Here is a 12,434-nt window from a genome sequence, read left to right on the forward strand (position 1 = left end):
TTTTACCAAAAGATTCATTATAATTTGCACGATATCACAAGAATAATGGATCTCGCCCAATCCATACGTAATATTCAGGCCCTGCTCGTCCCCGCGGCAAAACATTGTTGCAGGGTTGGCGGTGCATTCCGGCCGAACCGGGTCCATGGTAGCGCGCAGCCCAGCGTTGCATGCGCCGTGTGATATCAGGGAAGGCTGTGCCGCCTGTAGGGAATGGCTGACAGATGTTTTCAGATATTTTCCGCGAGTATATTAGGGACGTGGGGTTCGCCCAGCCATGTCCATAAAACCGACGGGATGTAATCAGGGACTGTCGCAATACGATATGAAGGGCTGTTTACCTTGTTCATGGCTGTCATTCCCATTGCGATCGTTAAAAATTGAATCAGCGGTGAATAGGATCAAGGCTGATAGTCATATTGTCCATGGAACAGGAATGGAAACAGCGGGATTGGTGACATCATCCTGCTTTCTGCGTCTATTCATGGATTATCATGCAGGCATTATGATACAGTATGTTACCTCTTGCCGGGATTGGTCAGCCTATCAACCAGACCTGAACATGGTGAACAGATATGCATGATGACATAGGCACAACCATGGCGTGTATTTGTGAAATGAATGTAATGATGGCAGAGTACGGTCTGGTTCTGCAATAACGGAATAACAGCATGTATTGTAGCGCAGGTATGTGCGGATTACGGTCGGTAAGATTCATGACATATGGATGGGGATCATGCTGCCGACATGCATGGCATGCGTCAGGTCAGAATATGAATATATATTTGATATAATATGTAATTATTAAAAAATTTCTGGTTGCATCATGCTTTATTTCAGATATTATTTTATATAATAGGATGATATAACATATATTTACATAAAAATAACAATTACATGACTTTATATAATTAAAATGGTATGGTTTGTTTACTTTTACTCACGAATTTTGTTTTTATTTTGCATTTAATGCGATTGATGAACAGGACATATATTCTATATGATGTGTTTATAAAACATTGAAAATTCATTAACAAAAATCAGTAAATTAGAGATGTGAGATGCTGTTTTTTCAACTCCTCAAACAAAAAATTGCATATGTTCCATGGATGCGATAATGAATGGATTTATTATTGCGCAATCATGCTTGTCCGAATACAGAAAGGCGCACTGATATGCAACCCGTGCAGGCATTGCTGCGTATGTGCCTGTAATGGGGATGATATAAAAAATATGCAGCAAAAGGCTTTGTTGTGGTTGCATAATAGACGCATGATTATTACTGATAGGGCGGACAGGTGCCCAGACGGCAATCTACAGAGGAAAGATACAGACATTGGACAATAAAGATCTCCCGCATACCGAACTGGTATCCATGACGACAGAGATCGTGGCCGCACATACCAATCATAATACCATTGGCATTGAGCAGATCCCCACCCTGATCGAAACGGTTTATACTGCGCTGAAGGGGCTTGGTGCTGAAAAGGTGGTTGAACCCGCCCCGCTGCAGCCTGCCGTGCCGATCAAGAAATCAGTATTTCCTGATTACGTGATCTGCCTGGAAGACGGCAAGAAGCTGAAGATGCTCAAGCGTCACCTTCAGACGGCCTATGGCATGACCCCGGAGCAGTATCGTGAAAAATGGGGTCTGCCCGCCAATTATCCGATGACCGCGCCCAATTATGCCGCGCATCGTTCGTCCCTTGCACAGAAGATCGGCCTGGGTCGCAAGGTTGTGGTTGAGCCGGAACCCGAAGTTGCGGCGGAAGCCCCGGCAAAGCCCGCACGCAAGACCCGTGCGCGTCGCAAGAAGGGTGCCGATGCACAGGCGTAATGGATACGCCGCATGATCGCAAATACCCAGCTTGGGAACAGGCTGGGTATTTGTATTTTCAGGGAATGAAAAGATATTTTGCCATTTGTAATGACAGATGAATTATTGCATTCCCGGCCGTTATGAATGCATGCGGCTGTTCTCTTGTCCGTAGGGCTTGGTCCAGTCATTCCCCGTGTAAAGCGCAGTCCTTTGGGCGAATACCTTCATGCGGGGCAGGAGCATGATATTGCCCGTACAGTATATCGCAACGATATGATACACTATCCACCCTACTGCCTGGCGGTGCCTTGTTTGTGCCCGTTGCAATAAGCCAGTCGGGAAAGAAGTATTCCGGCAGCAGGGTGCTGTATCGTGGTGACCGCCCGGTTGCACGCCACCTTATTTCAGGCGGCGTATGTTATCGCTGCGGTCCGGATCGGGCAGGGAGTGATCAGGATCAAGAATGGCCCTGTCGACTGTCGGACCGCCGGGGAAGGTTGCAGTCATGGTATTGGTCAAATGCCAGCTTTCCGTCGGGATGACCTGATCGACATGCGTGCCGTCGACATATTCCAGCCGTAACGTGACGGGCAGCATGAGCCTGCCCTTTGTGCGAATACGGACCTGTGTACCCTGACGGGCATCGTTATTGATATGGGACAGGTCGGATATGCCGTAATCCGGCCAGTCGTTTTCAAAATACCAGCCACGCCAGAACCAGCCCAGATCTTCCCCGGTTTCACTTTCCATCAGCCGGAAGAAATCCGACGGGGTCGGATGATGGTATGCCCATGCCCGGATATAACGGCGGAAGGCGGTATCGAACCGCTCAGGCCCCAGTATCTGTTCGCGCAGCAGCATAAGCCCGTACGCGCTTTTGAAATACGTGACCGGGTGCCGGTATGCTTCCGGCACCAGTTCCGCTGGCGTCATGAGGGGCGGTGCCTTCGGGTCTTTCAGCACTGGAATGATGTCATCGGCAGGTCGGCCGGTCAGGGGCGCGAATTCCGCGTCATGCTTGGGCGCGTATTCCCCATGGTTGAACTGTTGGGAAGCATAGGCGTCGATAAAGGTATTGAACCCTTCATCCATAAAGGCATCGCGTCGTTCATTACTGCCCACGATCATGGGGAACCAGTCATGGCCCAGTTCATGCGTGGTGATCCAGAACAGCGTATCGTTCCGGTCTTCCCACCCGTCAAAGACAATGCCGGGATATTCCATGCCCGCCCCGTGGCCGCCCACATTGATGGCATTGGGCCAGGGATAGGGAAACCACTGGTTGGAAAAGTATTCAATGGCATGTTTGACGTATTCGGTGGAGCGGTCCCATGCCTGCGGGCCACTACCTTCACGCGGGTAAACCGACATGGCCAGGCGCGGCACGGGTTTCCTGCCCGGTGCCGGACGCGCGGGGGGCAGGTCAATGCGTGCCGCATCCCACACAAAGGCAGGGGAGGCGGCAAAGGAGACGTCACGCGTATTTTCCATGTAAAAATGCCATGTCTTTTCCCCCATGCGCGCCGCGTGACTTGTGGGATCCGTTACGTCATGCGCTGTGTGGATCATGACGGTCCGGTCGCTGCGGGCCGCCTGCGCCAGACGGGCGCGTTCGGTTTTGGTCAGCACATCATCCGGGTTGAGCAGCGCGCCGGAACCGACCACCGTGAAATTCCACGGCACCGTGACACTGTAATCAAAATCGCCGTATTCCAGATAGAATTCTTGTCCCAGATAGGGCAGCGTGTCCCATCCCCGATGGCTGTCATAAACGCACATGCGGGGATACCACTGCGCAATTTCGTACATTTCGCCATCCTGGGCGGGGGTCACCGCCGTGCGGCCGCCCCATGGGCCGGGAACGGTGTAATGCCAGCGGATCCGGATCCGGACCTTCTGTCCATGGGGCAACGCCGTATCCGGCAGGACAAGCTGCATGCGGGTATCGGATATGCGCGGCGACAGTGGGATTTCGCGCCCGTGGTGCATGATGGCGACTGAATCGATCACCATGCCGCCCGTCGTATGGGGATGACGCTCGGGATTGGCGAAACCTGCCCGGGAATGAGGCTGATAGATGTTCTGGTCCAGCTGCAGCCACAGCGTATCAAGGCTGTCGGGGCTGTTATTGGTGTAGGTCAGTGTTTCATCGCCCGACAGGACATGGGCGGACGTATCGATACGGGCATGGATCATGTAATCCGCCCGGTTCTGCCAGTAATCAGGCCCCGGCAGGCCCGAACCGGAATTGTAGCGGTTGGGCGCGTCAGGCAGGGACAGGGGGGCAAAAACCTGTCGCATGTCCATTGCGGTTGGGGCAGGCGCTGCCTGCGCCCCGATCGACGCACAGCAGCCTGTACAGGCCAGGATGATCGCCAGCTTTCCGTATGCCATTACCCTGCCTCCCGCCTGTCATGGTTGCGGTAGGGTAATGGATGGCGCCCGAAGAGCAAGATACGGACGGGCACCGTGCGCGGCGCAGGCCCTCAGATGACTTTCAGGCCAACTGTGACAAGGATCGCAGCCAGTATGGTGCGCTGCACCCGGTCGGGAACAAGCCCGATGCACAGGCTGCCCAGTATGATGCCCGGAATGGATCCGCACAGCAGCGAAGTCAGCAGCGGGATATCAATATCCCCGATCCACCAGTGTCCCATGCCCGCGATAGCCGTAAGGGGCACGGCATGGGCAATGTCGGAGCCGACCAGACGGCGGATTTCCAGCGTGGGATACAGAAAGATCAGCGCCGCCATGCCGATGGCCCCCGCACCGACGGAAGACAGCGTGACCATGACCCCCAGCACCGCGCCCAGCAGCGTGGTTAGCTGACCGGTCATGGCGGGGGAAACGCTACCGGCCTTCTGTCGCGACAGCATCTGCAGCCGATGGCGGAACAGCACGCTGGGGGCCGTGATCAGCAGCGCTATGCCCAGTGCCACTGAAATCACATGCGTCACCTGTGCCGAGGGACTGCCCGCCCAGTGCAGGGCTACGATCGTAAGCAGGGTGGCGGGTATGCTGCCCAGCGCAAGCCGTCCCACCACGCGCCATTCCACCGACTGGCTGCGACCATGTACCAGCGTGCCCACCGTCTTGGTCAGGGCCGCATACAGCAGGTCCGTGCCTACGGCGGACTGTGGATGCACCTTGAACAGCAATATGAGCAGCGGGGTCATGAGCGACCCACCGCCAACGCCGGTCATGCCGACAAGGAAGCCGACCCCAAGGCCAGACAGTACATAAAGCAGGTTGATCGATTCAGTCAGATGCATGGTCTGGGGCTTCATGGTTCAATGGTTGCGGGCCTGGGGCGTATCCGGTCCGGCGGCGGGGCTGGGGGTACGTGTCCATCCGTTCCTGACTCGTTTTGCATCCAAATTATACTAAAAAATTAAGTGATTTATGCCGGGTGATGGGAATTGTTTATGTGTAATTTTCATGAAGCACAAGCCGATTTGGTGATATGCAGCGACAACATTTTTGCATATAACCCGAAAAAATACGCAAAATCCCTGTTGTGCGGTAAGAAAGAGGTAATTTGCGGGGGCCGGTCGGATAATCCTGCTGAAAAATGTCCACGGTGCCGCCGCAACCTGCCTTCACCATGTCCGTTGCATGTGGAACCATTCAGGAAAATGCGCCATGTTCAGCAGACAGGTAATGGCTACTCCCTGGAATTCCATTCCGGCGCGTCCACCCCCGATCACGCCACCAGCGGTGGATGATCCCGATCATGGTGAACCCGATGAGAAGGAACCTCTGGACCAGCCGGAAAAACATTTCCCCGATTATGATGAGGATGAACCCATCGATCCGGACAGGGACACTCTGGTCGAACCGCTGGAACCCGATGAGGAGGATGAAGGGCCTGTCACCGACCATGTCCATACGGTGACATGCATGACCATGGGAACCGGTTTGACGAAACTGAAAGTGTACTTGCGGATATCGCAAACACGAATCCATTATCTGGATGTTATATTCTGTTATCGAAACAAATGGCAGAAGCCTTGGTCCACAGCAGGACGCGCGATACTTGGAGATGGTGATGACGGATGTGATCCAGTCCGAATATGTAGACACTTCCATCCAGCATGAGTTCGATCAGGACGGCGTCGTCTGCCTGCGGCAGGTGATATCCCCGGAATGGATTGCAAAACTGAAAAATGCCTTGCCCACGGCCATACAGTTGGCAGGGCCCAACCATTTCCGTTTTGAAAATCCCGGTGAAGCCGGACTGTTTTTTGGTGATGTCCTGGTCTGGCAGCGTGTACCCGTATTCGAGGAATTCATGCGCACGGGCCCCCTTGCCGCCGTGGCGGGCAGTCTCATGCAGTCCCGTACCGTCACGTTCTATCATGATTTCCTGCTTATCAAGGAAGCGGGTACATCCAAGCGCACCCCCTGGCATCAGGACCAGTCCTACTGGTGTGTCGGGGGCACGCAGGCGCTTACGATCTGGACGCCGCTTGATGTGGTGCCGCTGGAAACGTCACTGGAATTCGTAAAAGGCTCACACCGCTGGGGACAGTTGTTCGAGGCCGTGCCTTTCGATCCGTCAAGTAAATTCCGCGGGGACCGGGATGGACGTCCGCCGCTGCCCGATATCGATGCAGTGCCGGAAGATTACGACATCCTGCGTTGGGCGATGGAACCGGGTGACTGTCTGGTGTTCAATTGCAAGACGCTGCACGCAGCCCCCGGCAATCAGGATCCCCGGCGGTCACGGCGTGTGCTTTCGACCTGCTGGGCCGGTGATGACGCCCATTATGTCGAAATCAAAAGCGACATCGCCCCACCGGTCAAGGGCGATAACCTTACGCCCGGTCAGGCCCTTGCATGTCCCACGTTCCCACAGATCCTGCCGGTTCCCGGTCCGTTGCCTGAAACGGTCTGAATATGTGGGGATGATGTGCCGGTTACGCCTGCCGGGCATCATCGGACAGTATCAACCCGCATCATCCATCGTCCGGGAGCAGGGTGTGATTATGTCATCACACCCTGCTACGGATCTACAGGGGGGACCGTGGCGGTTGTGCGGGTGGCTTTCTGATCTATACAGGGTCGAAATGTGCATCGGCCGCCATGACGGCATGCAGCAGCACATTGGCCCCGGCCACGATATCCCCCGCTTCCGCATGTTCCGCTTCGTTATGGCTCAGGCCATTACGGCAGGGAATAAAGATCATGGCCGTAGGGCAGATATGTCCCATGTAAGCGGCATCATGACCCGCGCCCGATACGATATCCCGACAGGTCTGCCCCGTCTGACTGGCTGCCCTGCGAACCAGTTCAACACAGGCGGGATCAAAATGCACAGCCGGGGATTTCCATATACGTTTCATTGAAAACGCAATACCCTGCTGTTCCGCCTGCCGGGCTGCTTCCTTGCGGATACATTCTTCCACGGCGGCAATTACATCATCATCGGGATGGCGCAGGTCCAGCGACATCTGTACTTCACCGGGGACCACATTGGTACTGCCAGGTTGCACATGAATGATGCCTACGGTCGCGCGTGTATCCTCACCATGAGACTGCGCGATTTCATCAATCATTATCATGATATGCGCGGCGGTCAGCAATGCATCCCGACGCATGGCGCGCGGTGTCGTGCCGGCATGGGCTTCCTGACCGTTCAGGCGCAGGTCAAACCAGCGCATGGCCTGTACGCCGGTTACCGCGCCAATGGTCGTGCCTTCCTTTTCCAGAACCGGTCCCTGTTCGATATGCAGTTCAAAATAGGCGCGGACCGGATGCTGACCGCAAGGTTCGTCGCCCCTGTAACCGATTTCTTCCAGTGCCTGCCCGAAGGATATTCCGTCCACATCCCGTATTTCATAAGCCTGTAATTCAGTAATGGCACCGGCAAATACACCGGATGAAAACATGGCGGGTGCGAAACGGGATCCTTCCTCATTCGTCCAGTTGACCAGTTCAACCGGGTGCCGCATCCGGTAGCCACTGCGCTGCAGCGCGCGCAGGACCGACAGACCGGCCAGCACACCATAGATGCCATCATATTTCCCTCCTGTCGGCTGTGTATCAAGATGACTGCCCATAACCAGCGGCGGCAGTGACGGATCGGAGCCGGGCAGGCGGATGAACTGGTTGCCCATGGAATCAACCGTCAGCACGCCGCCCAGTGCCACCGCCTGTGTTCCTAACCAGTCGCGGACCTGACGGTCCTGTAGGGTAAGGGCCAGTCGGCAGATCCCGCCTTTCGCCGTGCCGCCAAACCTTGCGGTTTCGGCAATATCCGCCAGTAACGATGGGCTATCAACGGCAAGGTTCGTCCCCGTCCTCGATGTCTTCTGATTCATGTATTTTCCTGTTATTTACTGTATTGTGTTCATTGTTCAGCAAACGATGGCTTTCGTTGCGAATCATATGCTTCTGGAACGGTAATATATGTATGGTCTGTTCTGTTATTTATTTATACTGCCCGACAGGTTCCATTTATCCGCCAGGGTCATGAATTCATGATCCTGGCGCAGGCGGGCAAGGGCTTCCGAAAACAGGGCTTCGTTTTTTACGTCGCCTTTCCTGAAGGCCGCGACGATATTCGTTCGGTTGATGGGGGGAGCAATGGGATGGAAATGACCGCCGCCCCTCAACCCGATAATGAACGCGACGACTTCCTGTCCATGCAGCGCGGCGCTTGAACGCCCTTCGCGCAGGTTGCTCAACTGCTGGCCAAGATCGGAATCCCACATGACCTTTATGGCGGGTTTCCCGGTGGCTTCGCAGTTTGTGGCGCTCCAGCGTGAGACCTGTTCGGCAAAACTGGTGCCCTGAATGGTGGTGACGGTCTTGCCGCACAGATCGGTCAGCGTATGAATGTCGTCATGTTCGGCGGAGGTATAGAATTGCGATCCGGTCGTAAGGTAGGGAATGAAATCAAAAAGCGCGTGCCGGGCGGGAATATCGTAAAAACCGCTGATGATCATGTTGGCCCGGCCTGACATCAGGGTCGGGATCAACTGTTCAAAAGTACTGTCCACCCATTTGACCGGTCGCGCCGAAACCCGGCCAATCGCCCCGGCCAGATCAATATCAAATCCCTGCAGATGTGTGGTTTCCGGGTCACGGAACTCCATTGGCGGGTTGCCGGTGTTGATGGCTACGACAATGGGGGCTTCCACCGTCACGGCCGTCGGGGCAGTCCGGAAATAAAAGATGCTGAGCAGGACACAGGCGATCATGGCTGCCGGGATAATGGTCATTATCCATGTCCTGTTCATTGTCGGGACTTTCTAACGCGTCGGAACGGAAAGGGGGGGCACGCCCCCGATCCAGCGGGGGATCTGCTCTTCATGCGGTGTCCACGTGCCGCTGGCGATCAACGAAGCGATATGGGCTGCGATATCCTCCATCGGCGCAAACCAGACATCCCCTTTTTCCTGCATGTATCCGAGCAGTTTCACAATTTCCGCCGCACGCGACAGCCGGCCTGATACGAACGGGTGCCATATTGCAGACCACAGACCACCATACTGCCAGGCCGCATCGAATTCGGCGCGGAACACGGCCATGGCTTCCGCGGGGGCGCGGATTGTCTGGGCCATTTTGAAGGCCTTGGTATGCACATATTGTGGCCAGTCATCCAATGCGTGGGTGGAAGGCAGTTCGATCAGCGAACCGGCATTGCCTTTCAGCAGGTAAGGCACGTCGTCGCCATACAGGGAAGCATCGTACCGGAAGCCATGTTCGACAAGAAGGTCAAGCGTGTATTCCGAAAATGCGCCCGACGGATTGCGGTATCCCGCGGGTGGGCGGCCGGTCGCTTTCTCGATCGCGCGTATGCCTTTTTCAAGGATACGGCGTTCATCATCCGGAGAATGCTGGTTTACGCGTTCATGCAACCAGCCATGATGGCCGATTTCATGTCCGTTTTCGACCAGAAGGGATATGGCGTGAGGATATTCTTCCACACACCAGCCCGGCACGTACATTGTCTGCCGGATTCCGAAGTGTTTCCAGATATCGACAATGCGTGGGACCGCAATCGTGGCCCCAAAGCGCAATTCGGACGCGGCGCTGACATGGCGGCCCGCATCTGCGCCGTAAAACAGGTGCAGCAGGCTCTCGGCATCAAAATCAAAGCACATGCACACGGCGCACCGCGCGCCGCCTGGCCACGGGGGAGGGTTACTGATCAACTGAAGCGACATAAGGTTTTTCTCCGGCAGCGGCCTTCAGCCACGGGATAGTTTTCAGGTCATATAATCCGGCTGTTCTTTCTGCATCTTGCGACGCAGGGCGTTCCACAGCATCTCGCCCTTGTCCGGGCCTGTGGAAAACTGGCTGCGTACATGCGTAAGCATCTGGGGCGACGGAATGGAAAGGGGCTGTCCGCCAGATTGCGCGGCAAGCTGGATACGGCATGCCTGTTCCAGGTAATACATGTAATAAAATGCTTCCGCGATGGTTCGCCCTACACTGAGCAACCCATGATTTTTCAGGATCATGACCTTGTGATCCCCCAGGTCGCGGACAAGCCGCTCCCGCTCGCTCAGGTTGCGGTCTTCCGCGATCCCTTCATATTCATGCACCGCCACAGCATTGTAGAATTCCATGCTGATCTGGTTGATGGGCAGCAGTCCACCCTGCTGCGCCGCGATCGCCATTCCGGCCAGGGTGTGGGTGTGCATGACGCAGGCGGCATCGGGCCGCCTGCCATGCACTGCCGAATGGATGACAAAGCCTGCCGGGTTGACCGGCATGGCAGTGGGTTGCGCAGGCAGGCCCTGTGCATCCACCTCGACAAGGGAACTGGCTGTGATTTCCTCGAACAGATAGCCGTATGGATTGACCAGAAAGCGGTGCCCCGGCCCGGGCAGGCGGACGGACAGATGCGTATAGACCGTATCTGTCATGTCCAGATGGGCGAACAGGCGGTAGGCAAGTGCCAGATCCTCCCGCAGGTACTGCGTTTCGGTCGCGACATCCTGCGCCGCCGAAGGTATTTCAGCCGTGTTCATGCGCCTGCACTCCTTTGTGGTCCATCAGTCGCGCACATTGCCCATGGACCATTCACTGCCGCGTGGCGTTTCCACGTATTCGGGCCAATGATAATCGACCGGCGCCTTGAAATCGCTGGGCAGCAGTGGGCCGATCCAGCGCGTTCCCCCCACGCCACCGCCGGTGCGTTCGCGGAATTCGGCCTGTGCGGCTTCCAGGACGGCGGGTTTTGTCAGCAGGTCAAGCAGGGTAGTGGTGATGACCTGCGATGCCCGGCTCCACATCGGGTCGATGCAGGCAGTGTAACCGGCCATGGCATGGCGCGCCCATGCAGGGTAGCGGTAACCGGGGGCTTCGGGGTGATGCAGGGTGGGACGGGCGACATACAGCCGGACCGTTGGCGCGTGCCATGTATAATCCACGTAATCATCCGCCGCGTAATGCTTCTGCCATTGCGGCAGCTGTTCACGGAAGGCGGCTTCGGCTTCCTGCGGGGATGTTAGTTTCATCATGTTGGGCAGCAGCGGTTCCGCCGTTTCGGGCAGGCCGAGGGTCTTGTGGACTTCCTGGGCGAATCGCACTGCGTCCTCACCCCATTGTGGTGCGCCAAGTCTTTTGAAATTGGCAAAGGTGGTTTCGGCCATAACATGGTTGGGTAGGCCGGGACGGGTCTTGGTGATCCATTCCTTCTTGACGGTACAATGCGTCATCGCGGCGATGCTGTCGGCATTACGATCAAGGATTTCAAAGGCCGAATGGCACATGTCCAGCGAGGGCGCGCGCATGGAATACTGGATCTGCCCAATTCCAGGGGCGAAATTGTCCGCCGTGGCCTGACCGGCAATCGGGATGAATTCGTTGATGGTCCAGCTACCGGTGTGTGGCAGGATGGATTCCTTCATCATCTTGGAATTGGTGTACATCAGGCAGACCGCATCGATCGCGCCGGGTGCGCGTGCGATAGCATGTATATGCGTGATTTCACCCGAAGAGATGTTCGCCTGCCATGTCTCGGGATCGGGACATTCAAATGTATAGATACGACTCCAGTAAGGTGCGCTTGTTGTCTCCCAAAAACATCCATTCGTCAGCGCGGGAAAGGAATGGGGATGAAAACTGATGGCCGCATCCAGTCCGGTATAATAGCCGTGGGCGGCATGCACCGGCTTTGAACCGCACATCTTTTCCGCCGGTTCACCAAAGAAGACGAGCGTGCCGGGAATGGAATGTTCTTCCATGGCCCGTTTTGTCGCCAGGAAACCGGCCAGTGCGCCGATACCCAGTGCGGAATGCGGGTCGGTATGGCCCGCCGCCAGCCGGCTTGTCCCCTTGCGCGGCTGCCGATAGGGAACCGCTTCCTGCGACTGTCCGGGTACCGCGTCATATTCCGCGTAGCCTGCCAGTACGGGACCGTCCCCATTGCGCCATTCCGCACGGAAGGCGGTGGGCATCCCTGCCGTGCCTTCCTCCACAGTGAAACCTTCGCTGCGCAGACGTTCGACATACCAGCGACTGGAGCGGTATTCGCGCCATGACGGTTCCTGAAAATCCCAGATCGTCTTGTGATCCTTGGAAAACGCGGCCTGCCGTTCAATCAGCCAGTCGAGCGCCGTGCGCTGCGCGTCGGAAAATTCATCGTTCCACATTATTC

At 56.0% G+C, this 12,434-nt stretch carries 10 protein-coding genes; 3 read left to right on the forward strand and 7 right to left on the reverse strand.

Translation table 11 applies throughout. The features are described 5' to 3' along the window. Nucleotides 1-1,336 precede the first annotated feature (1,336 nt). The gene (locus AC1RQ9_RS05290) at nt 1,337-1,837 is read left to right on the forward strand and encodes a Ros/MucR family transcriptional regulator (RefSeq protein WP_485985864.1); all 501 of its coding nucleotides are present in this window, start codon (nt 1,337-1,339) and stop codon (nt 1,835-1,837) included. Nucleotides 1,838-2,218: 381 nt separating this feature from the next. Here the strand turns inward: AC1RQ9_RS05290 and AC1RQ9_RS05295 are convergent, their stop codons facing one another. Then, on the reverse strand, nt 2,219-4,213 hold the full coding sequence (locus AC1RQ9_RS05295) for a M1 family metallopeptidase (protein WP_485985865.1): 1,995 nt from the start codon (nt 4,211-4,213) through the stop codon (nt 2,219-2,221). Nucleotides 4,214-4,305: 92 nt separating this feature from the next. Then, nucleotides 4,306-5,091 carry a sulfite exporter TauE/SafE family protein gene (locus tag AC1RQ9_RS05300; RefSeq protein ID WP_485985867.1) on the reverse strand — a complete coding sequence of 262 codons (786 nt, stop codon included), beginning with the start codon at nt 5,089-5,091 and terminating at the stop codon, nt 4,306-4,308. Between the two features lie 370 nt (nt 5,092-5,461). Here AC1RQ9_RS05300 and AC1RQ9_RS05305 point away from each other — a divergent pair, with 370 nt between their 5' ends. Beyond that, nucleotides 5,462-5,917 carry a hypothetical protein gene (locus tag AC1RQ9_RS05305; protein ID WP_485985869.1) on the forward strand — a complete coding sequence of 152 codons (456 nt, stop codon included), beginning with the start codon at nt 5,462-5,464 and terminating at the stop codon, nt 5,915-5,917. Continuing rightward, a complete protein-coding gene (locus tag AC1RQ9_RS05310; RefSeq protein ID WP_485985871.1) occupies nt 5,868-6,716 on the forward strand; it encodes a phytanoyl-CoA dioxygenase family protein in 849 nt (282 codons plus the stop codon). Before AC1RQ9_RS05305 ends, AC1RQ9_RS05310 begins: the two co-directional genes overlap by 50 nt. A 157-nt stretch (nt 6,717-6,873) precedes the next feature. Here the strand turns inward: AC1RQ9_RS05310 and AC1RQ9_RS05315 are convergent, their stop codons facing one another. The 5 genes from AC1RQ9_RS05315 to AC1RQ9_RS05335 all read right to left on the reverse strand — a co-directional run bounded on the left by AC1RQ9_RS05315 (nt 6,874) and on the right by AC1RQ9_RS05335 (nt 12,429). Beyond that, on the reverse strand, nt 6,874-8,142 hold the full coding sequence (locus tag AC1RQ9_RS05315; protein WP_485985872.1) for a M20 family metallo-hydrolase: 1,269 nt from the start codon (nt 8,140-8,142) through the stop codon (nt 6,874-6,876). Between the two features lie 105 nt (nt 8,143-8,247). Then, entirely contained in the window at nt 8,248-9,045 is a 798-nt protein-coding gene (locus tag AC1RQ9_RS05320) for a transporter substrate-binding domain-containing protein (protein WP_485985873.1), read from the reverse strand. Nucleotides 9,046-9,075: 30 nt separating this feature from the next. After that, complete coding sequence (locus AC1RQ9_RS05325) at nt 9,076-9,930, reverse strand: polysaccharide deacetylase family protein (RefSeq protein ID WP_485985874.1); 855 nt, start codon at nt 9,928-9,930, stop codon at nt 9,076-9,078. A gap of 105 nt (nt 9,931-10,035) precedes the next feature. Beyond that, nucleotides 10,036-10,803 (reverse strand): class II aldolase/adducin family protein, encoded by a 768-nt coding sequence (locus AC1RQ9_RS05330; RefSeq protein WP_485985875.1) that lies wholly within the window; start codon nt 10,801-10,803, stop codon nt 10,036-10,038. Nucleotides 10,804-10,827: 24 nt separating this feature from the next. Continuing rightward, nucleotides 10,828-12,429, reverse strand: coding sequence for a zinc-binding metallopeptidase family protein (locus tag AC1RQ9_RS05335; RefSeq protein WP_485985876.1), 1,602 nt, complete (start codon nt 12,427-12,429; stop codon nt 10,828-10,830). Nucleotides 12,430-12,434 lie beyond the last annotated feature (5 nt).

It is taken from the genome of Komagataeibacter ossonobensis, assembly GCF_057359305.1.